This is a genomic window from Polymorphospora sp. NPDC050346, from assembly GCF_040655695.1.
Taxonomy (GTDB): domain Bacteria; phylum Actinomycetota; class Actinomycetes; order Mycobacteriales; family Micromonosporaceae; genus Polymorphospora; species Polymorphospora lycopeni.
In genome coordinates, this window is the sequence record NZ_JBFAKM010000053.1 from 1 (window position 1) to 20,387 (window position 20,387).

A 20,387-nucleotide genomic window follows, 5' to 3' on the forward strand; every position below is an offset into this window, starting at 1 on the left:
GCTGCGCCGCGCCCGGCCGCGGGCCCGGGCCGCGGGGGGGGGCGGGTGGGTCCCCACCCGCCCCCCCCCCGCGGGGGGGGGCCCGCTTCGGTGTCTTTCGAGCGGAGGACTCAGCCCTCGAAGACGCCGGCGTCGACCAGGCGCTTCTCGGTGGCGTCCCAGCCGTCGCCCGGGTGCGACGCGGCGAGGGAGTTGATCTCGGCCCGGATCTTGGCGGCGTGGCCCGCGCCGGCGAGCACCCGGATCTCCTCGACGAACGCCTCGGAGTCGGTGCGCAGGTGGGCGGTCTTGCCGTTGGTCAGGTTACGCACGTAGGCGAACTTGCCGCCGTTGAGCGGGATCAGGTACTTGAACTCGCCCAGCACGCTCAGGGCGCCACCCTGGCCGGCCTGGCCGGCGCGGACGGATGCGCGGGCGGTCTTCGAGGTGTTGCTCGCCACGGAGGTACTCCTTGCACGACATGCACGACATGGGAAAGGCACACCACTCTACCGCATCCGCAAACCGTTTCTCAGGCGCCGATCGGGACCGGCGGACCTGCCGTCCGGTCCGTCCCCGGCGTCCGGTTAGCTATTTGGAGGGCCAGTTCGCCGATTCCCTGGCGCACCATCCGTCACACCAGTCATCATGTGTGCAGCACCGACTGGTGATCGAGGTCGTAGGGGAAGACGCACCTCGCTCTCCGGGAGGTCACCGTGCCAACGCGTGGCGTCGTATACGTCCACTCGACCCCCCTCGCCGTGTGCCCACACGTCGAGTGGGCGATCGCGCGCGTCCTCACCGCGCCGGTCAACCTGCACTGGACGACCCAACCGGTCGATCCCTCCGCCAGACGGGCGGAGTGCAGTTGGACCGGACGGCCGGGGACGGGCGCAGAGTTGGCTGCTGCCCTGCGGCAGTGGCCGATGCTCCGCTTCGAGATCACCGAGGAGCCGAGCGCCGGGGTCGACGGCGAACGGTTCATGTACGTACCGGGCCGGGGACTCTTCCGCGCCGCCATGGGCGCCGCGGGGGACACCCAGCTCGGCGAAGACCGGCTCCGGGCGATCATGGCGGCCGCCCGGGCGCCGGAAGCACTGGCGCACGCCCTGGAGAAGGCGCTCGGCACGCACTGGGACGCCGAACTGGAGCCCTACCGCTACGCGGGGGACGGGGCTCCGGTGACGCTGCTCACCCGGGTCGGCTGACCGCTTCCTCCCTGTCATGGCAGCGCCGGCCGGTTCGGCCGCCCGGGACCTCCCGTCCCGGCGGCCGGCCGGCCGGTCCTGCGACATGCGCCGATTTGCCGGGCCGGGTCGGCGGCTGGTGGGATGGCGACGTGTCGAATCCCCGGTGGCGGACCGCCGTCGCGCTCACCGTCCTGACCACGCTGACCCTCACCGGCTGCGGCGCCGACCCCGGCCCGCCCGCCGAACCGGAGCGGTCACCCAGCAGCGCCCCCGCCCCGGCCGCGACCCCGTCACCGGACGACCCCGCCGCGCTGGCGGCCGCCGCCGTGGTCGCCACCCTCGGTGACGAGGACCTCGCCGGCCAGGTCCTGATGCCGTACGCGTACGGCAACTCGGCGACGAAGGTGACGGCCGGCTCGGCGGCCGGCAACCAGAAGCTGGCCGGCGTCGACACCCCGGCGCAGATGGTCGAGAAGTACCGTCTCGGCGGGCTGATCCTGGTCGGCTTCTCCGCCGACGACCCCACCGGCGGCAACCAGCCCACCACCAACGTCGAGAACCCGAAGCAGGTCCACGACCTGACCGCCGGGCTGCAGAAGGCGGCGGCCGGGCTGCCCGCCGGCAAGGCGCCGGCCGGCGGACCCGCCGCACCGCTGCTGATCGGCACCGACCAGGAGTACGGCGCCGTCACCCGGATCCGGACCGGGGTCACCCAGCTGCCGACCGCGATGGCGTTCGGCGCGGCCGGCGACGCGGGCCTGACCGAGTCCGCCTGGCAGGTCGCCGGCACCGAACTGGCCGCCCTCGGCGTCAACGTCGACTTCGCGCCGGTCGCCGACGTACTCGGCGCCTCGGACAGCGTGGTCATCGGCTCGCGGTCGTATGGCTCCGACCCGAAGGCCGCGGCGGTCCAGGTCGGCGGCGCGGTCCGCGGGCTGCAGCGCGCGGGCGTCGCGGCGACCCTCAAGCACTTTCCCGGGCACGGCCACACCGCCGCCGACTCGCACACCGACCTGCCGGCGCTGAACCAGGACCGGGCCGCGCTCGACGCCGACGACCTGCCGCCGTTCAGGGCCGGGATCGACGCCGGCGCCTGGCTGGTGATGTCCGGCCACCTCGACGTGCGGTCGATCGACCCGGGCACCGCGGCCACCTTCTCCCGCAAGGTGCTGACCGACCTGCTCCGCGGCGAACTCGGCTTCACCGGCGTGGTCGTCACCGACGGCATGAACATGGCACCGGCCCAGAAGTGGCCGGCCGGCGAGGCCGCCGTCCGGGCGATCAACGCCGGCAACGACCTGCTGCTGATGCCGCCGGACGTGGCTGCCGCCCACGCCGGGCTGCTCGCCGCCCTGCGTGACGGCTCGCTGCCCCGGGAGCGGCTGGTCGAGGCGGCCACCCGGGTGCTCACCCTGAAGTTCCGCCTCGCCGGGCAGGCCCGGCCCGAGATGTCGACCGTCGGCGGCACCGCGCACGCCGAGGCGGTCGGCAAGCTCAGCGCCGCCGCGATCACCCAACTGCGCGGCGCCTGCGCCACCCCGCCCGTACGCGGGCCGATCACCGTCTCGTCGTCGGGCGGCCGGGACAGCACCCGCGCCGCGCTCACCGAGGCGCTGCGGGCCAACGGCGTCAAGGTCGTCGACAGCGGAGGCACCGTCGTGCACCTCGTCGGGTACGGCGACGGGACCGGCGACCTGCGGGCCGACGCCGACGTCACGGTCGGCATGGACACGCCGTACCTGCTCGGCAAGGCGAAGTCCGGGGTGCTGATCGCGACGTACTCGTCGAGCCGGCTGTCGATGACCGCGCTGGCGCGGGTGCTGGCCGGCAAGGCGGGCAGCCCGGGCCGCTCGCCGGTCGAGGTCGCCGGGCTGCCCCGCACGTCCTGCCGGTAGCCGGGCCGCCTACCGCGGGGCGCCGGGGAAACGCCAAGATCCGCGTGATCAGGGGCTGGTCACCGCGGCGCGCCGGCGACACGCGGGACGTACTCCCTGATCACGCGGATCTTGGGGTGGAGCTGGGTGGGTCTCAGACCCGGGTGAAGACCAGGGCCACGTTGTGGCCGCCGAAGCCGAACGAGTTGTTCAGGGCGGCCGGGATGTCCAGGTGGCGGGCCTTGTTCGCGGCCACGTCGAGGCTGAGGCCGTCGTCCGGGTCGTCGAGGTTGATCGTCGGCGGGACGATGCTGTCGCGGATGGCCAGGATGGTGGCGATCGACTCCAGCGCGCCGGCGGCACCGAGGAGGTGGCCGGACATCGACTTGGTGGCGGTCAGCACCGGGTGGTCGCCCAGCGCGAGCCGCAGCGCGGCGATCTCGGCCATGTCCCCGACCGGCGTCGAGGTGGCGTGGGCGTTGACGTGCACGATGTCGCTCTTCGCGACACCGGAGTCGGCCAGCGCCTTCGTGATCGCCCGTACCGCGCCCGAACCCGCCGGGTCCGGCTGCACGATGTCGTAGCCGTCCGACGTGATGCCGGAGCCGGCCAGCCGGGCGTAGACGCGGGCGCCGCGGGCGGCGGCGTGGTCGGCCCGTTCGAGTACGAGCGCACCGGCGCCCTCACCGAGGACGAAGCCGTCCCGGGCCTTGTCCCACGGCCGGGAGGCGCGTTCCGGGTCGTCGTTGCGGGTCGACATGGCCCGCATCGAGGCGAACCCGGCGATCGGCATCGGGTGGATGACGGCCTCGGTGCCACCGGCCAGCACCACGTCGGCCCGGCCGGCCCGGATCAGGTCCAGGCCGAGCGCGACCGCCTCCGCGCCGGTCGCGCAGGCGCTGGCGACCGAGTGCACCCCGGCCTTGGCACCCAGTTCGAGACCGACCCAGGCGGCCGGTCCGTTGGGCATCAGCATCGGAATGGTGTGCGGGGACACCCGTCGCGGACCGGAGGCCTCCAGGATGTCGTCCTGGGCGAGCAGGGTCTGCGCCCCGCCGATCCCGGATCCGACACTCACCGCCAGCCGCTCGGGGTCGAGACCCGAGTCGACCAGTCCGGCGTCGGCCCACGCCTGGTGCGCGGCGATCAGCGCGATCGCCTCGGACCGGTCGAGCCGGCGGAGCCGGACCCGGTCGAGGACCTCGGCCGGGTCGACGGCGAGTTCGGCCGCGATGCGGACCGGGAGTTGGGCGGCCCACTCCTGGGTGAGCGCGCCCACCCCGGAGCGGCCGGCGAGCATGGCCTCCCAGGTCGACGCGACGTCCCCGCCCAGCGGGGTCGTCGCGCCCAGCCCGGTGACGACGACGTCGGTACGACTCATGTCAGGACTGCGCCTCGATGTACGCGACCGCGTCACCCACGGTCTTGAGGTTCTGCACCTCGTTGTCGGGGATCTTGACGCCGAACTTCTCCTCGGCGGCGACGACGACCTCGACCATGGACAGCGAGTCGACGTCCAGGTCGTCGGTGAACGACTTTTCCGCGGTCACGTCGTCCGGGTTCACGCCGGCGACCTCTTCGAGGATCTCGGCGAGACCGGCGGTGATTTCGTCACGGGTGGGCATCTTCGGTGTCTTCCTCTCGATGGGTGGGTCGTTCCCGGTCAGGTGCCGCTACGGACAGCGGACGACCTGCCCGGCGTAGGTGAGGCCGCCGCCGAACCCGAAGAGCAGGACCGGGGCGCCCGAGGGCACCTCCCGGCGCTCGACCAGCTTCGACAGGGCCAGCGGCACGCTGGCCGCGGAGGTGTTGCCGGACTCCACGATGTCCTTGGCGATCAGGGCCTGCGGCATCCCGAGCCGCTTGGCGATGCCCTCGATGATCCGGGCGTTGGCCTGGTGCGGCACGAACGCGGCGATCTCCTCGGGGGCCACCCCGGCCCGCTCGCACGCCTTGAGGGCCATCGGGGCCAGCGCCGTGGTCGCCCAGCGGAAGACCGCCTGACCCTCCTGCTGGATGTACGGCCGCCAGCCCTCGATGCGTACGGCGTCGCTCTTCTCCGGCACCGAGCCCCACACGACCGGGCCGATCCTCGACGGCTCGTCCGGGCCGGTGGCGCTGACCACGGCCGCGCCCGCGGCGTCGCCGAAGATGATGCAGGTCGAGCGGTCGGTCCAGTCGACCATGTCGGACAGCTTCTCGGCCCCGATCACGATCGCGTTGCGGGCCGCCCCGGCGCTCAGCGCGTGGTCGACGGTGGCCAGCGCGTAGGAGAAGCCGGAACAGGCGGTGTTGATGTCGTACGCGCCCGGGGCGCTGATGCCGAGCCGGGCGGCGACCCGGCAGGCGACGTTGGGGCTGCGGTCGATCGCGGTGCAGGTGGCCACCACGACGAGGTCGATGTCGGCGGCGCTGAGGCCCGAGTTGGCCAGCGCCTTGCCGGCGGCGGCGGTCGCCATGTCGGCGACCGACTCACCGTCGGCGATGCGCCGGGTGACGATGCCGACCCGGTCGCGGATCCACTCGTCGTTGGTGTCGACCATCCGGGCCAGGTCGTCGTTTGTCAGTACCCGGGACGGCTGGTAGTGCCCGAGGGAGACGATGCGTGATCCCATGCTTGGCTACCTCTCCTTCGCGCCGGAGATCCGGGCGTACGGGGCGCTCACAGGTGCCCGCCGAGGCGGGCGAGGGGCTGGCCGGGCGCGACCGGGTCGTTGTGGGCGGCCAGCCATTCGGTGAGTACGCCGGAGCCGTGCGCCGCCACGTCGACCGGACCCTGCCGGGTCGCGATGTGGCCGATGAGTTCGCCAGCGCCGATGCTGTCGCCCTCGGTGAGTCGGGGGGCCGGCTCGAATGTTCCGGCGCCGGGGGAGACCACGACCCGGAACCGGGAGGCCGGTTCGTGGCTCGGGGCCGTGCCGTGCCGGGCGATCAGGTCCCGGGCCGCCGGCAGGTCGTCAGGTGTCCGGAGGGTGACGAGCTCGGGCAGGCCCGAGTCCTTCAGCTCCCGCTTGATCAGGTTGGTCAGCGCGCCGGCCGGGGGCAGTTCGATCACCGCGGTCACGCCGAGGTCGACCAGCGTACGCATGCACAGGTCCCAGCGCACCGGCGCGGTGACCTGGCGGACCAGGCGCTGCAACATCTCCCGGCCGTGGGGCACGGGGGCGCCGTCGACGTTGGAGAGCAGGATCCGGGCCGGGTCGGCCGGCGTGATACCGGCGGCGACCACGCCGAGCGCCCGTTCGGCGGTCGCCATGTAGGGGGTGTGGAACGCGCCGGCCACCTGCAGTGGCATCACCCGGGCCCCGGCCGGCTTCTCGGCGGTGAACTTCGCCAGCTTCTCGGCCGCCCCGGCGGCGACGATCTGGCCGGCGCCGTTGTGGTTGGCGGCGTGCAGGCCGTACGACTCGATCGCGGCGAGCACCTCGGCCGGCTCGCCGCCGAGCACGGCGGCCATCCCGGTCGGTTCGAGACCGCAGGCGGCGGCCATCTCGCGGCCGCGTACGGCGGCCAGGGTGATCGCGGCCTCGGCGGGCAGTACCCCGGCGAGCGCGGCGGCGCCCAGTTCGCCGACGCTGTGGCCCGCGGTGAGCGCGACGTCGTGCAGCGGCAGGTGCTCGCCGGCGAGCAGGGCGGCGGCGACCAGCAGCGGCTGGGTGCGGGCGGTGTCCTTGATCTCGTCGGCGTCCGCCTCGGTGCCGAGGTGTACGAGGTCGACGCCGGCCAGGGCGGACCACCACCGCAGCCGCGACTCGGCGCCGGGCAGCTCGAGCCACGGGGTGAGGAAGCCGGGCTTCTGGGAGCCTTGGCCGGGAGCGATTACGGCGAGCACGTCTAAGACTCTCCTGGATACCAGCGGGTCACGTGGTTGCCGCGACCGACCAATCCGCACTACGACCTTTGTGGGATGTCTACAACAATCGACGGGGCGGCGATGCTTTATGGGCGGTTTGCCGTAAATATGCGTACCGGTCAGGCGGGCGGCGTCGTCAGCCGGCGGGGGACACGACCGGCGGTGCCGGGTCCAGCCGGCCGATCGTGAGGGCCACCCGCAGGGTGAACGTGTCCCGGGCCGACAGCGGTGAGAACCCGGTCACGTCACCCACCCGCCGCAGCCGGTAGCGGACCGTGTTCGGGTGCACGAACAGCGCGCGGGCGGCGCTCTCCAGCACCCCACCGGCGGCGAAGAACGCGTCCAGCGTCTCCATCAGCTCGCCACCGGCGCGGACCAGTGGCGCGTACACGTCCTGGCGCAGGGTCCGCCGGGCCTCGCCGTCGCCGGCCAGCGCACGTTCGGGCAGCAGTTCCACGGCGGCCACCGGGCGCGGTGCCGCCGGCCACGCCGGCGCCGCCCGGAACCCGGCGAGCGCCGCCCGCGCCGAGTCGGTCGCCTCCTCCAGGCGCGGCACCGCCGGTCCCACCACCACCGGCCCGCCGCCGAACCCGGCCAGCATCTTCGTCGCGGCCGCCATCGGGTCCGCCGCCCCGCCGAGCACGACCACCAGCCGGTCACCGTGCACCCCGCCGATGATCTCCACGCCGATCCGGCGGGCCGCCCGGTAGATGGTGTGCAGCACCGCCGCCACCTCGCCGCCCGGCGACCGGCCCACCGCCACCGCGACCGGCTGCGCGTCCCCCCACCCCAGGGCAGCCGCCCGGCTGGCCAGCACGTCCGCGGAGTCGCCCCGCAGCAGCGCGTCGACCAGCAGCGCCTGCAACCGGGCATCCCAGGCGGTCCGTGACTCGGCGGCCCGCGCGTAGACCCGGGCGGCGGCGAACGCGATCTCGCGGGAGAACTTCAGCACCGCCTCCCGCAGCAACCGCTCCTCGCCGCTGGCGGCCAGGTGCGGCACCTGCTCCTCCACCACGTCGATCATCACCTTGATCAGCGCGACGGTCTGTTGCAGGCTGATCGACCGGGCCAGGGCCAGCGGCGCCGCCGCGAACACCTCGTCGGACACCTCGGTCGGGCTGCCCAGCGCCGCGCCGCCCTGGCGCAGCCACTCCACGAGCGACCGCACCCCGGTCTGCGCGACCAGCATCACCCAGGCCCGCTGGTCGGCCGGCAGCTCCCGGAACCAGGGCAGGGTCTCGTCCATCCGGGACACGCTCGCCGTCGCCAGCGCGCCCGCCGACCGCTCGATCCGGCGCAGGGTGTCGGCCAGCTCACCGCCGGCCAGATCGCCCGGCACCTGGTCCGCGCCGGTGGCCGGTCCGGGCTCCGCGCCCGGCACCTTCGCCCGGGCGGCCTCCCCACCCGGCGCCCGGCCGGGCGTACGGCGCTTCGCCCGCGCCGCCCCGGCACCCTCGGTCACCACCGCCCCAGCCTGCCATGCGGCGCCGCGCCGCCGGAAACGCGGGCGCGTGTCACGATGCTGGGATGATCGCCCGCCCGCACCCGGCCGTGCCGCTGCTCGCGCTGGCCGCGTTCACCGTCCTGCTGGCGCTGGTGACCGGCGGGTGGGCGCCGCTCGACGACCTCGACACCGCGGTCGCCGACGCGCTGCGCCGCCACGGGGCCGGCAACCCCGACCTGGTCGCGGTGGTGCGGGTGGCGACCGACGTCGCCGCCACGTTGTCGTACCTGGCCGCCGGCGTCGTGGTCACCGTCGTCCTCGCGGTACGCCGGGACCGGGTACGCGCCGTCTTCTGCGCCGCCGTCACCGTCGTCGTGCCGGTGCTGTGGGCCCTGATGCACTGGCTGCTGCACCACCCGCGCCCGCCGGACGCCTTCGTGGAGATCGACAGCAACGGCTTCCCGAGCGGGCACACCAGCAACGCGGCGGCGGCCGCGCTCGCCGCCGTACTGCTGCTCTGGCCCCGGCAGGGGCGGACCGCGCGGACCGTGACGGTGCTGCTGGCGGTGACGTTCGCCCTGTACGTCGGCATCACCCGGCTCGTCCTGCTCGCCCACTGGCCCGCCGACGTGCTCGGCGGCTGGCTGCTCGCCCTCGGCGTGGTGCCGCTGCTCGCGCGGGCGGCCGTCGCCGGCCGGCCGGCAGCGGCCCGCGGCACCGGCCGGGAGGTCCGCTCAGGGAGCCGGTAGGCGCAGCTCCTGGGCGAGGATCGCGGCCTGCACCCGGCTGCGCAGGCCGAGCTTGGTCAGGATCCGGCTGACGTGGGTCTTCGTGGTGCTCTCCGCCATCGCCAGCCGCTCGGCGACCTGCTGGTTCGACAGGCCCAGGCCGAGGCAGGCCAGCACGTCGATCTCCCGCGCGGTCAGCCCGGCCAGCACCCGCCGGTCCGCCGGCGCGCCCCCGGTCGCGGCGAAGGCGGTGATCAGCCGCCGGGTCACCGCCGGGGCGAGGACGCCCTCGCCCCGGGCCACCGTACGCACCGACTCGACCAGCCCGGCGGCGTCGGTGTTCTTCAGCAGGAAGCCGCTGGCACCGGCCCGCAGCGCGCCGTAGACGTACTCGTCGAGGTCGAACGTGGTGAGCACGAGCACGTCGGCCAGCCCGGCCCCGACGATCTCGGCCGTCGCCCAGAGCCCGTCCCGGCCGGGCATCCGCAGGTCGAGCAGGGCCACGTCGGGGCGTACGGCCCGGCACAGCTCGACCGCCTCCGCGCCGTCGGCGGCCTCGCCGACCACCGTGATGTCGGGTGCCGCGTCGAGGATCAGGACCAGGCCGGCGCGTACGGCGGGCTGGTCGTCGGCGACCACCAGGCGGATCGTCACGCCGTCTCCCCACCGGTCGGCAGCTCGGCGCGGACCAGCCAGGACGGGCCGTGCCGGCCGGCGTCGAGGCGCCCGCGCAGCAGTTCGGCGCGTTCGCGCATGCCCACCAGCCCGGCCCCGGCGCCCAGCGCCGCACCCCGGCCGGCCACCTCGGGCAGCGGATTGCTGACCACCAGCCGGACCAGGCCGGGGTCGTAGCCGACCGTCACCTCGGCCCGGCCGGCACCGTGCTTCAGCGCGTTGGTCAGCGACTCCTGCACGATCCGGTACGCGGCCAGGTCGACGTTGGCGGGCAGTGGCCGGACCGTCCCGGTGGTCTCCAGGTGTACGTCCAGCCCGGCGCCACGCGCCTGCGCGACCAGCCGGTCCACCCCGGCCAGCCCCGGCTCGACGGTTCGGGACAGCGCCGCCGTCTCCGGCCCGGCGGCGGCCGGTTCCCGCAGCAGGTCGATCATCCGTCGCATCTCGGCCAGCCCCTGCACACTGTTCTCCCTGATCACCTGTAGGGCCTGCTCGACCTGGGGCCGTTCCAGCCCGGGTACGGACAGCACGGCCGTGGAGTGGATGGCGACCGCGCTGAGATGGTTGGCGACCACGTCGTGCAGTTCCCGGGCCATCCGGGTGCGTTCGGCGGTGATCGCCTGGCGGCGGTCGAGTTCGGCGAGCCGGGCGGCCTTCTCGGCCCGGTCGCGTTCGGCGGCGGCCTGGTCGCGGTACTGCCGTACGGTCAGCCCGGTCAGCACCGGCAGGGTGCCGGCCAGCACGATCGGGATGCCGGCGGCGACCCCGGTCCAGGAACCGACCACGACCAGACCGGCGACGGCGAGCCCCACCGCCAGTCCGCTGGTGATCCACAGCAGCCAGCGCCACAGCCGTGGTGGTCCGTAGACGACGGCGTCGTAGAGCACCTGGGTGTAGACCAGGATGGTGGCCAGCGACACGCCGAGGAGCACGTCGGCGACCGTGCCGGCGGTGCCCACCGCCAGGCCGGCCCGTGGCGCCACCCGACGTAACGCGACCCCGGCGCAGGTCACCGCCAGCGTCACCGAGAACATGAACCGCACCTCGTCGGGGGCCGGCCGGATCTCCCGGTAGGCGCCGGTGGCCACGATCAGCAGGCCGCCGACCAGGTACAGGCCGGCCAGCGCGAGGTCCCGCCCCAGCGTCCCGCGCCCCGCGGCGAGCAGTCCGGTCACCGTCCGATCACATCACAGCCGGTGCGCCGTCGGCTCCGCCCCGCCGACGACGCGGGTGGCGGCGGCGTCCGTCGAAGGATGTACGCCTCCCCCCTTCGATGTACCCACATCTCGCCGCCAGTGCTGACGTCCATCGCCCGGCCGTCCACGACGCTGGAAACCGGCCGGACGGTTCGGGGAGGGGTGGCGGCTGTGGTGCTCGCGGTGATCGTGGCGTGCGAGATCGGCTTCTGGGTGGTGCTGGGTGCCGGGCTGGTGGCCCGCTACCTGTTGCGGATGCGCCGGCTCGGGGCGGCGCTGCTGGTCTGCGTACCGCTGGTCGACGTGGTGCTGCTGGTGGCGACCGTGATCGACCTGCGGGGTGGGGCCACGGCGACCTTCGTCCACGGGCTGGCCGCGGCGTACCTCGGGTTCTCGGTCGCCTTCGGGCACTCGATGGTGCGCTGGGCCGACCAGCGGTTCGCGCACCGGTTCGCCGGTGGCCCGCCGCCGTGGAAGCCGCCGAAGGGCGGGTCGGCGCGGGTCAGGTACGAATGGCGCGAATGGGGCAAGGCTGTGTTGGCCTGGGTGATCGCCTGTGCCCTGCTCGGCGGCGGCATCCTGCTCGTCGGCGACGGCGCCCGGACCGGGGAACTGGCTGCCTGGGTGGCCCGCCTCACCGCCGTAATCGTGATCTGGCTGCTCGCCTACCCGGTCTGGACAACGATTTCCCATCGATCAGCCGCTGAGTGAGTTTCGCCTCAGTCTCGATGTCACCGACTTCTAGTAGCGTCCAGGGACCGGCCGATGCCGGTCGGGCTCGCGCCACAACCGGCAGCGTGGGCCCGGTATGGACGGCCGCGTCCCACGAGGACGCGCGGGGTTTGGTGAGGAGATCGAGATGGCGCAAGGGGAGGCCGGAAACGGTTGCGCCGACGAAGAGGTCTCCCGGCCGGTCGACCCCCCGGAGGCGGAAGCCGCGCCCGGCGGGGCCGGGGCGGGCCGCTGGGTGTGCGGGGTCGGCCCCCACCAACTCGGCCCGCCGGTCCTCGACGACGACGACATCGAAGCCGACGAAGACGCCGACACCGATCCCGTCCCCGACCGGCAGCCCGACGGCTCGACCGTCCTGCCCCGCGGCACCCTGCCCAGCACCTGCCGGACCGACCTGCACGGCTGGGCCGGCGCCCACCGGCACGGCGCCGTCCGCCCGACCCGGCGCAAGAACCGCCGGCAGCGGCCCCCGCGCCGGTGGTGCTGACCGGCGCCCGCCGCCCCGTCAGTCCCGTACCCCCAGGGTGTCGGCCGGTCGCAGGGCCAGCCGCAGCCCGAGCGTCCCGTACGTCGCCACCAGCCAGATCGCGCTCGCGAAGGTGAACGCCACCGTCCCGGCGAGGTTCTTGAACGGGATCATGACCGGCAGCCACAGCGCGGCAAGCAGCAGGTGCCAGCGCAGGAAGCCGGTCCAGCGGCCCACCCTGGCGACGGCGGCACCCATCACGATCGTGCTGAGCTGCGACAGCGGCCAGCACATGTCCAGCACCAGCATCCAACCCGGCTCGACCCCCTGCTCCGGATAGACGAACGCGAAGACCGACCAGAGCATCGCCGGCGCCAGCAGGGCCAGCACGACGATCGGGAACGCCCGGCCCTTGCGGGGGCCGGTCGCCCGGGTCGCCAGCACGACCAGGGTCAGGGCCGCCACCCCGCACAGGAAGATCATGCTGGTGGCGTTCTCCAGCGGCTGGACGTCCTGGTCCATCTGGTCGCCGGCGGCCAGCGTGCCGACCGCCCAGGCGACCGCGCCGGCGGTCAGGACGATCCCGGCCGCCCGGACCCGGGGGACCAGCCGGTGCCGGTCGGCGGCCGGGCGGGGGGCGCCGGGGTCGACCCGGGCCCGTTCGATGTGCACACTCATCGTGACTCCTTCGATTCGGGTTACCTACCGACGCTGACGATCCGCGCCGGCCGTCCCGGGCGGCCAGGGAGCGCCGGCCCGGTCCGGTCCCGTGGTCACGGCCCTCCGCGCGCATCCGTGTCCCGGGAGTGACGGGACACCGGCCCCCGAGACAGCGGGACATCACACCGGGCAACCTGTACGGGTGGGAGCTGACCTACGGGCGAGGCCACCGGCGGCACCGGATCTTCCGGCGGCCGGGCCGGGCACCGCCGGGACCGCCACCGACCGGCGGTTGGCGTACGTCGTGTTCGGACTCGCCGCCCTGTGCGGCGTACTGACCGTGGCCAGCTTCTGGTGCGACCTGGTCGAACCCGACCTGCCCCGGCCCGGCCCGCTGGACTTCACCGCCTGGTCGTCCACCCTGCCCGGACTGGCGTTCGCGCTGTCCGGTGCGCTGATCGCGGCCCGGGTGCCCCGGCACCGGATGACCTGGATCCTCACCGGCGGCGGGCTGATCGCCTGCCTGGACGGCTTCGCCGCGACGTACGCGGCCCTGTCCGTCCTCGCCCACGACGGCGGGCTGCCGCTGACCGGCCCGGCGGTGTACGTCGGCGCCCGCTTCGGGCCGATGATCAATCTGGTCGTACCGCTGGTCCTGCTCTTCTTTCCCGACGGGCGGCTGCCGTCGCCGCGCTGGCGGCTGCCGGCGGCGCTGTCGCTGGCCGGCACCGGCACGGCCGTGCTGCTGATGCTCACCGTGCCGTGGGACCTCGTCTCCGGCGGCGAACCCGTCCCGCCCGGCCTGGCCGGGGTGTCCCTCGACCCCGTCACGCCGCCGCTGCCGGCCGGGTTCTGGGCGTCCGCCCAATACCTCATCCCGGCCTCGCTCCTGGTCAGCCTGGTCGTACCGGTCGCCGCCTTCGCCCGGCGGTTCGGCCGCTCGGACCCCGAGCGCCGGGCCCAGTTGCGGTGGATGCTGCTCGCCGGCAGCCTGAGCCTGCCGCTGCTGCCGGTCGCGTTCGTCCTCGGCGGCCAGTTCATCGGCAGCGCGATGTTCGCGCTCTCCATGGTCGCCGTCAGCGCCGCGGTCGCGGTGGCGGTGACCCGCTACCGGCTCTACGACGTCGACGCGCTGCTCGGCTGGACCCTGCTCTACGGCCCGCTCGCCGCCGTCATCGTCGCCGTCGACATCGCGGTCTTCGTCGGCGTCGGCACGCTCGTCGACGACCCGGTCGCGGCCGTCGTCGCCGCCGGTTTCGTCGCGGTCCTCTACGGGCCGCTGCGGGCCCGGATGCAGCGCCTGGTCACCCGGCTGCTGCGGGGCCGCGGCGAGCCGTACGACGTCGTCTCCGTCCTGGCCCGACGGCTGGAGGAGTCCAGCGGGCCGGACGAGCAACTGCTCGCCGTCGCGCGTACGGTCTCCACCGCCTTCCGGTCCCCGTACGTCCGGGTCGAACTGGACCGGGCCGACGGGCGGACGGTCGTCGCCGAGTACGGCACCCCCCGCGCCGACGTGGTGGTGCTGCCGTTCGCCTACCGGGACGTGCCGATCGGGCGGCTGGCCCTGCTGGCCCGCCCCGGAACCCGGCTCTCCGACGCCGACCAGCGGCTGCTCGCCGACGTCGTACGGCAGGCCGGCGCGGCGGCCCGGGCGACCGCGCTCACCGAGGAGTTGCAGCGCAGCCGGGAGGCGCTGGTGACCGGGGTCGCCGAGGAACGCCGGCGGCTGCGCCGGGACCTGCACGACGGGCTCGGGCCGGCGCTCGCCGCGGCCGCCCTGAAGATCGAGGCGGCCCGCAACGTGGCCCGGCGGGACGCCGCCGGGGCCGACGGCATCCTGACCCAGGTCGCCGGCGACCTGACCGCGGTGCTCGGTGACGTCCGCCGGCTCGTGCACGACCTGCGGCCACCCGCCCTGGACCAGTTCGGACTCGTCGGCGCCGTCGAGCAGGTGGCCGCCCGGTTCCGTGGCGGACCGCTGGACGTCACCGTCACCACCTCGGGCGACCTGTCGGCGCTGCCGGCGGCGGTCGAGGTCGCCGCGTACCGGATCGTCGGCGAGGCACTGGCGAACGTGTCCCGGCACGCGGCCGCCACCCACTGCACGGTCGAGCTGACGGCCGGTGACCGTACGCTGCGCGTCGAGGTCGCCGACGACGGCCGCGGCACCGCCCCGGACGCGCTGGTCGGCGTGGGGCTGCTCGCGATGCGGGAGCGGGCCGAGGAACTCGGCGGCACGTGCACCGTGACGCGCCGTTCCGCAAAGGGCACACTGGTCAGTGCCATGATCCCTTACGGCCGGTCCCCGACTGACGGGGCCGCCGCTGAGGCTTGAGGGAGTTAGCCGGGATGACGCTCCGGGTGCTGGTGGCCGACGACCACCCCGTCTACCGCGACGGGCTGCGGATGATGCTGACCTCCACCGGCACCGTCGAGGTCGTCGGCGCCGCCGCCGACGGGATCGAGGCGGTCGAGCTGGCCGCCGAGCTGCGTCCCGACGTCGTGGTGATGGATCTCCAGATGCCCCGGCTCGACGGGATCGAGGCGACCCGCCGGGTGCTCGCCGACGCGCCGGCGACCGGCGTGCTCGTGCTGACCATGCACGACGGTGACGAGAGCGTCTTCGCCGCCATGCTCGCCGGCGCCCGCGGCTATCTGCTCAAGGGGGCCAACCAGGACGAGATCCTGCGGGCGATCACCGCGGTCGCCGGCGGGGAGGTCATCTTCGGCCCGGCCCTGGCCGCCCGGGTGACCAGCTACTTCGCCACCCTGGCCACCGCCAGCCGGGCCGACGCCGACCCGTTTCCGCAGCTCACCGCGAGGGAACGGGAGGTGTTGGGGCTGATCGCCGGCGGCCTGTCGAACCGGCAGATCGCCGACCGGCTCTTCCTGTCACCCAAGACGGTGCGCAACAACGTCTCGAACGTCTTCACCAAACTCCAGGTGGCGGACCGGGCGCAGGCGATCGTCCGGGCCCGGGAGGCCGGGCTGGGTCGGTGACCGACCGGGCCCGCTACCGGGCCGACGCACCCGGGCGGCGCGTCACCTGGTGCGGCGGCGGTACCTGCGCGGCTGCGTCACCTGGTGCGGCCCTGTCACCTGGTGCGGCGGCGGACCAGCAGGGCGATGCCGGCCAGGCCCAGGGTGATCACCACCACCACGGCGGCGTTCATCAGCAGCACCTCCCGCAGGTCGGCGAACATCTCGTCGAGATCGTCGCCGGGGCGCAGCGCGTCCTCCGGGATCGCCCGCTCGCCACCGCCGATCCCGGCACTGACCGCGTCGTTCTGCTCCGGCAGCGGGGCGCCGGCCACCCGCAGCGCCTCCGGCATGCTCAGCCGGCCGAAGAACCACGCCTCGGCGGTCTTGCGCTTGTCGGGCTGCTTCGCCGGACGGAAGGCCCGCGGGCCGCCGCCGGCCAGCGGGTAGAGGTCGTACGTCTCCGTCGCCCGGTCCTCGATGGACACGACCAGGACGTATTTCGGGCCGAGCGTCTCGGGCTTCGGGGCGGCGGCGTGCCAGGCCCGGTCGAGCCAGTTGACCTGATCCATGACCGCGGTGAAGATCTCCGGCTGCTGCTCGGCGACCACCACGAGCGGTTCGGCGAGATCGTCGCCGCTGATCGTCACCGACGTCGGTGCCGGCGGCACCTCGGGGGCGGCGTGCGCCGCCGGGGCGCCGGCCAGCGCGAACAGGCCCACGGCGAACAGCGCGACCCCGACAATGATTCGACGGCCCACCCCACGGATCACGACCGACCTCCTCGCCCCGTATCGATGGATGGTCTTGCTGGGTCTGGTGCACGTGTTGTCTGCTGTGGCTGGTGAGCGGGTGCCGCGAGGTGCCGGAAAATCCGTCCTCAAAGGCAAAGACGCCACCCGACGTCCCTCGGTTGCACCGGTTGGCACACTATTTGGAACTATCTGCCATGGCCGACCGACCAACAACTTGAGTCGATCGTTAGCGGCCGAATCGTAACTGCGCGGAGGATGGCATGGGCGGCAGGGTCCACAGGTTGACGGCATTGACGCTCGGCGTCATCGTGGGTGCGCTGAGCGTGTTGTTACTCGCCGGTCCGGCCGCCGCGCACAACTCCTTCACGGGCAGCGACCCGGAGAACGGCGCCACCCTCGACAAGGCGCCGGAGACGGTGCAGCTGCGCTTCCTGTCCCGGCTCGACCCGGCCACCACCAAGGTGACCGTGACCGGACCCGACGCCGCGGCCACCTACGGCGGCGAGCCGACCTTCGACGGCAACCGGGTCACCGTGCCATTCACCCTCGGGCCGGCCGGGCTCTACACCGTCGCGTACGAGGTGATCTCCGGCGACACCCACCCGATCAAGGGGTCGGTCAAGTTCACGCTCTCCGTCGGCGCGACGCCCAGCGTGCCGCCGACCCCGACCGCCGAGCCGACCACGGCATCCCCGTCGCCGTCGGCCACCCCGTCGCTCGCCCCGGCGGCGGCCGAGAACGAGGACGGCCCGGTCTGGCCCTGGCTGATCGGCGGCCTGGTCGTGCTGGCCGCCGTCGTCGCCCTGCTCGCCTTCGGGTTCGCCCGGCGCCGCCGCACCTGAGGCCCGGAACGCAGCGGCGGCGGCCGCCAGTGGCGGCCACCGCCGTGTCCTACGTGGAGCGGATCAGCCCAGCCGGGCGATCGCGTCGCGCAGCCGGGCCGCGGTCCGCTCCCGGCCCAGCACCTCGACCGACTCGAAGAGCGGCAGGCCGACCGTACGGCCGGTGACCGCGACGCGTACCGGGGCCTGGGCCTTGCCGAGCTTCAGCCCGCGCTGCGCGCCGACCTCCTCCAGCGCCGCCTTCAGCGCGTCGGCCGTCCAGTCCGGCAGCGCCTCGAAGGCGGCCAGCGCGGCGGTGAGCAGGTCGGCGGCGCCCTCCTTCATCGCCTTGGCCCACGCCGCCTCGTCGGTCGGGGGCGTCGACAGGAACAGGAAGTCGACGTTCGGCACGATCTCGCTCAGCACCGCGATCCGGGTCTGGGCCAGCGGCGCGACGGCGGCGAACGCCACCGGGTCGAAGTCCTCCGGCCGCCACGGCGGCGCGGCGATCGACTCCGTACCGGTCAGCCACGGGTCGCAGGCGGCGACGAACTCCTCGACCGGCAGGGCGCGGATGTAGTCGCCGTTGAAGGCACGCAGCTTCTTCTCGTCGAAGAAGGCCGGGGACGGGTTGACCTCCTCCAGCCGGAACTCGTCCTCGATCACCGACCACGGCACGATCTCCCGGTCGCCGGACGGCGCCCAGCCGAGCAGCATCAGGTAGTTGCGCATCGCGTCGGCGAGATAGCCCTCGTCGCGGTAGGCCTCCAGGGCCACCTTGTCGCGGCGCTTCGACAGCTTCTGCCGCTTCTCGTTGACCACCACCGGCACATGCGCCCAGACCGGTGGGCGGGCTCCCAGCGCCTCCCACAGCAGCTGCTGCTTCGGCGTGTTGGGCAGGTGCTCCTCGGCCCGGATGACGTGGGTGATGCCCATGGTCATGTCGTCGACGACGTTGGCGAGCAGGAAGACCGCCGACCCGTCGCCGCGGGCGATCACGAAGTCCTCGATCAGCTTGTTCTCGAACGTCGGCTCGCCCCGGATCAGGTCGACGACCCGGGTCGCGCCGTCGTCCGGCGTACGGAACCGCAGTGCCCGGCCCTCGCCGGCACCGAGGCCCCGGTCGCGGCAGAAGCCGTCGTAGCCCTGGTACTGCGAACCGGTGCGGGCCTGGACCGCCTCCCGGGTGCAGTCGCAGTAGTAGGCGAGGCCGCCGGAGTGCAGCTTCTCGGCGGCGGCGCGGTGCTCGCCCGCGTTCGCCGACTGGAAGTACGGACCCTCGTAGCCGCCCCGTTCGATGCCGATCCAGTCGAGGGCGTCGAGGATGCCCTCGGTCCACTCGGGCCGGTTGCGGGCGGCGTCGGTGTCCTCGATCCGCAGGACGAAGACGCCGCCCTGCTGCTTGGCGTAGATCCAGTTCTGGAGGGCCGACCGGGCACCGCCGACGTGGAACATTCCAGTCGGAGAAGGGGCGAAGCGTACGCGTACCGTCACACCCCCAGCCTACGGGCGGCACCGGGGCCGGCCGCCACCAGGTTTCCCCCGTCACGTTCCGGTCGCGCCGCGCCGCCTGGGCGGTACCGTCTTCGCCGGACCACGGCCGGGCACCCGCCGGGGGTGGGTACGGCGCGGGAGGGACCGCCGGTGGAGGAAGTCTCGACGGCGGTCGCCGGCCCGGCGCCGGGCCGACCCGTACCGCCACCCGTCGGCCGGCCGGATTGGCGCCGGCCGCTACGCCGGATGCCGGCCGTGCTGCGCCGCGCCGGCACCCTCGACGGGCTGGCCGTCGCCGCCCTCGCCGCCGGCGCGCTGTCCGTCGCGACCGGCCTGCTGCCCACGGCCGACGCGCTGGCCACCGTCGGCCGGACCGGCCCGCTGCTGGTCTTCCTGGTGGCGGTGGTCGTACTCGCCGAACTCACCGCCCGGGCACAGGTCTTCGACGCCGTCGCGGTCCGGATCGCGATCCTCGGCCGGGGCCGGCGGTGGGCGCTGTTCGCGCTGCTCGTCACGTTCGCGACGCTGACCACGATCTTCCTCAACCTGGACACGACGGCGGTCCTGCTGACGCCGGTCATGCTGGCCGTGGCCGCCCGGCTCGGGATCGCCGCCCTACCGCTGGCGATGACCACGGTGTGGCTGGCCAACACGGCGAGCCTGCTGCTGCCGGTGTCGAACCTGACGAACCTGCTCGCCGCCGACCGGCTCGGGCTGCCGGTGGCCGCGTTCGCCGGGCGGATGGCCGCTCCGCAACTCGTCGCCGTGCTGGCCACCGCCGCCTGCCTCTGGCTGCTGCACTGGCGGCAGGACGCCGCCGCCCGCTACCCGGTGCCGGTGCCGCACCGGCCGGCGGACCCGGTGCTGTTCCGGGTCGCCGCGGCGGCGTGCGTCCTGTTCGTGGCCGGGATCGTCGCCGGGGTCACGCTGGCCGCCGTCTCGGTCGTCTGCGCCGTCGTGGTGCTGGTCGCCTTCGCGGTACGCGACCGGGCCGCCATCGGTTGGAGCCTGCTCCCGTGGCGGCTGCCGGTGCTGGTCACCGGCCTCTTCCTGATCGTGGAGACGGTCGGCCGGCACGGCCTGTCCAGGCTGCTGGCGGCGCTCGTCGGCACCGATCCAGGCCCGGCCGGGATCGGGCTGGCCGCCGCCGTCGGCGCCGTCCTGGCCAACCTGCTGAACAACCTGCCGGCGTACGTCGCCGGTGAGGCGGTGGTGCCGGCCGGGCACACCGACCAGTTGCTCGGGCTGCTGGTCGGGGTGAACGTGGGACCGCTGGTGCTGCCGTGGGCGTCCCTGGCGACCCTGCTGTGGCTGGAGCGCTGCCGGGCGGCCGGGCTGGCGGTGCCCTGGCGGCGGTTCCTGCTCACCGGCCTGGTCACCGCCGTCGTCGTGTTGGCCACCGCCGTCCCCGCCCTGCTCCTGACCGCCGGCTAGCCGCCGGGCCTCCCGCCCCGCGCGCCGCTCGCCCTCTGGGCGCCTCCTTGATCGCGGTGATCAGGGGAGTTTGCGCCCCGACGCGCCGGCGACACGCGCGTCCTGGT

The 20,387-nt window shown here is 74.2% G+C and carries 20 protein-coding genes; 9 read left to right on the plus strand and 11 right to left on the minus strand.

The window, feature by feature from the left end; translation table 11 throughout:
* Window positions 1–110: 110 nt before the first annotated feature.
* Window positions 111–440, minus strand: a complete 330-nt coding sequence (locus AB0I42_RS33775) for a hypothetical protein (RefSeq protein WP_357543820.1) — start codon at window positions 438–440, stop codon at window positions 111–113.
* Between the two features lie 255 nt (window positions 441–695).
* On the opposite strand from AB0I42_RS33775, the gene AB0I42_RS33780 reads away from it, so the two are divergent.
* Window positions 696–1,187: a DUF3145 domain-containing protein gene (locus AB0I42_RS33780; RefSeq protein ID WP_357543821.1), complete on the plus strand. Its 492-nt coding sequence runs from the start codon at window positions 696–698 to the stop codon at window positions 1,185–1,187.
* Between the two features lie 131 nt (window positions 1,188–1,318).
* A complete protein-coding gene (locus tag AB0I42_RS33785; RefSeq protein ID WP_357543822.1) occupies window positions 1,319–3,064 on the plus strand; it encodes a glycoside hydrolase family 3 protein in 1,746 nt (581 codons plus the stop codon).
* 133 nt (window positions 3,065–3,197) lie between these two features.
* On the opposite strand, the gene fabF is transcribed toward AB0I42_RS33785, so the two are convergent.
* From fabF to AB0I42_RS33810, 5 genes are all read right to left on the minus strand, one after another.
* Window positions 3,198–4,424: a beta-ketoacyl-ACP synthase II gene (gene fabF, locus AB0I42_RS33790; RefSeq protein WP_357543823.1), complete on the minus strand. Its 1,227-nt coding sequence runs from the start codon at window positions 4,422–4,424 to the stop codon at window positions 3,198–3,200.
* A gap of 1 nt (window position 4,425) precedes the next feature.
* A complete protein-coding gene (locus AB0I42_RS33795; protein ID WP_357543824.1) occupies window positions 4,426–4,668 on the minus strand; it encodes an acyl carrier protein in 243 nt (80 codons plus the stop codon).
* Window positions 4,669–4,716: 48 nt separating this feature from the next.
* Window positions 4,717–5,658 (minus strand): beta-ketoacyl-ACP synthase III, encoded by a 942-nt coding sequence (locus AB0I42_RS33800; protein ID WP_357543825.1) that lies wholly within the window; start codon window positions 5,656–5,658, stop codon window positions 4,717–4,719.
* A gap of 47 nt (window positions 5,659–5,705) precedes the next feature.
* On the minus strand, window positions 5,706–6,875 hold the full coding sequence (locus AB0I42_RS33805; protein ID WP_357543826.1) for an acyltransferase domain-containing protein: 1,170 nt from the start codon (window positions 6,873–6,875) through the stop codon (window positions 5,706–5,708).
* 157 nt (window positions 6,876–7,032) lie between these two features.
* Complete coding sequence (locus AB0I42_RS33810) at window positions 7,033–8,235, minus strand: helix-turn-helix domain-containing protein (RefSeq protein ID WP_357543851.1); 1,203 nt, start codon at window positions 8,233–8,235, stop codon at window positions 7,033–7,035.
* A gap of 188 nt (window positions 8,236–8,423) precedes the next feature.
* Between AB0I42_RS33810 and AB0I42_RS33815 the strand changes: the two genes are divergently transcribed.
* Window positions 8,424–9,089 carry a phosphatase PAP2 family protein gene (locus AB0I42_RS33815; protein ID WP_357543827.1) on the plus strand — a complete coding sequence of 222 codons (666 nt, stop codon included), beginning with the start codon at window positions 8,424–8,426 and terminating at the stop codon, window positions 9,087–9,089.
* Here AB0I42_RS33815 and AB0I42_RS33820 read toward each other — a convergent pair.
* Window positions 9,075–9,722 (minus strand): response regulator transcription factor, encoded by a 648-nt coding sequence (locus tag AB0I42_RS33820; protein ID WP_357543828.1) that lies wholly within the window; start codon window positions 9,720–9,722, stop codon window positions 9,075–9,077. The two genes, AB0I42_RS33815 and AB0I42_RS33820, sit on opposite strands and share 15 nt — an antisense overlap.
* Complete coding sequence (locus AB0I42_RS33825; RefSeq protein ID WP_357543829.1) at window positions 9,719–10,918, minus strand: histidine kinase; 1,200 nt, start codon at window positions 10,916–10,918, stop codon at window positions 9,719–9,721. Before AB0I42_RS33825 ends, AB0I42_RS33820 begins: the two co-directional genes overlap by 4 nt.
* 192 nt (window positions 10,919–11,110) lie before the next feature.
* On the opposite strand from AB0I42_RS33825, the gene AB0I42_RS33830 reads away from it, so the two are divergent.
* Together AB0I42_RS33830 and AB0I42_RS33835 are read left to right on the plus strand one after the other, a co-directional pair.
* Window positions 11,111–11,650, plus strand: coding sequence for a hypothetical protein (locus AB0I42_RS33830; protein WP_357543852.1), 540 nt, complete (start codon window positions 11,111–11,113; stop codon window positions 11,648–11,650).
* Between the two features lie 148 nt (window positions 11,651–11,798).
* Window positions 11,799–12,158, plus strand: a complete 360-nt coding sequence (locus AB0I42_RS33835) for a hypothetical protein (RefSeq protein ID WP_357543830.1) — start codon at window positions 11,799–11,801, stop codon at window positions 12,156–12,158.
* 18 nt (window positions 12,159–12,176) lie between these two features.
* Here AB0I42_RS33835 and AB0I42_RS33840 read toward each other — a convergent pair whose 3' ends face one another.
* Window positions 12,177–12,815, minus strand: coding sequence for a hypothetical protein (locus tag AB0I42_RS33840; RefSeq protein ID WP_357543831.1), 639 nt, complete (start codon window positions 12,813–12,815; stop codon window positions 12,177–12,179).
* 184 nt (window positions 12,816–12,999) lie between these two features.
* Here AB0I42_RS33840 and AB0I42_RS33845 point away from each other — a divergent pair, with 184 nt between their 5' ends.
* Window positions 13,000–15,132, plus strand: coding sequence for a sensor histidine kinase (locus AB0I42_RS33845; protein WP_357543832.1), 2,133 nt, complete (start codon window positions 13,000–13,002; stop codon window positions 15,130–15,132).
* 14 nt (window positions 15,133–15,146) lie between these two features.
* Entirely contained in the window at window positions 15,147–15,797 is a 651-nt protein-coding gene (locus AB0I42_RS33850) for a response regulator transcription factor (RefSeq protein WP_357543833.1), read from the plus strand.
* 95 nt (window positions 15,798–15,892) lie between these two features.
* Here AB0I42_RS33850 and AB0I42_RS33855 read toward each other — a convergent pair whose 3' ends face one another.
* Window positions 15,893–16,549 carry a hypothetical protein gene (locus tag AB0I42_RS33855; RefSeq protein ID WP_357543835.1) on the minus strand — a complete coding sequence of 219 codons (657 nt, stop codon included), beginning with the start codon at window positions 16,547–16,549 and terminating at the stop codon, window positions 15,893–15,895.
* Between the two features lie 263 nt (window positions 16,550–16,812).
* Here AB0I42_RS33855 and AB0I42_RS33860 point away from each other — a divergent pair, with 263 nt between their 5' ends.
* Window positions 16,813–17,373 (plus strand): copper resistance CopC family protein, encoded by a 561-nt coding sequence (locus tag AB0I42_RS33860; protein WP_357543836.1) that lies wholly within the window; start codon window positions 16,813–16,815, stop codon window positions 17,371–17,373.
* 63 nt (window positions 17,374–17,436) lie between these two features.
* On the opposite strand, the gene gltX is transcribed toward AB0I42_RS33860, so the two are convergent.
* A complete protein-coding gene (gene gltX, locus AB0I42_RS33865; RefSeq protein WP_357543837.1) occupies window positions 17,437–18,846 on the minus strand; it encodes a glutamate--tRNA ligase in 1,410 nt (469 codons plus the stop codon).
* A 150-nt stretch (window positions 18,847–18,996) separates the two neighbouring features.
* On the opposite strand from gltX, the gene AB0I42_RS33870 reads away from it, so the two are divergent.
* The gene (locus AB0I42_RS33870) at window positions 18,997–20,280 is read left to right on the plus strand and encodes an SLC13 family permease (RefSeq protein ID WP_357543838.1); all 1,284 of its coding nucleotides are present in this window, start codon (window positions 18,997–18,999) and stop codon (window positions 20,278–20,280) included.
* Window positions 20,281–20,387 lie beyond the last annotated feature (107 nt).

What these genes read in the sequence shown, in the direction of transcription:
- fabF (WP_357543823.1), bottom strand. Translation starts at nt 4,424, where the DNA reads ATGAGTCGTACCGACGTCGTCGTCACCGGGCTGGGCGCGACGACCCCG.
- AB0I42_RS33835 (WP_357543830.1), top strand. Translation starts at nt 11,799, where the DNA reads ATGGCGCAAGGGGAGGCCGGAAACGGTTGCGCCGACGAAGAGGTCTCC.
- AB0I42_RS33800 (WP_357543825.1), bottom strand. Translation starts at nt 5,658, where the DNA reads ATGGGATCACGCATCGTCTCCCTCGGGCACTACCAGCCGTCCCGGGTA.
- AB0I42_RS33815 (WP_357543827.1), top strand. Translation starts at nt 8,424, where the DNA reads ATGATCGCCCGCCCGCACCCGGCCGTGCCGCTGCTCGCGCTGGCCGCG.
- AB0I42_RS33840 (WP_357543831.1), bottom strand. Translation starts at nt 12,815, where the DNA reads ATGAGTGTGCACATCGAACGGGCCCGGGTCGACCCCGGCGCCCCCCGC.
- AB0I42_RS33850 (WP_357543833.1), top strand. Translation starts at nt 15,147, where the DNA reads ATGACGCTCCGGGTGCTGGTGGCCGACGACCACCCCGTCTACCGCGAC.
- AB0I42_RS33795 (WP_357543824.1), bottom strand. Translation starts at nt 4,668, where the DNA reads ATGCCCACCCGTGACGAAATCACCGCCGGTCTCGCCGAGATCCTCGAA.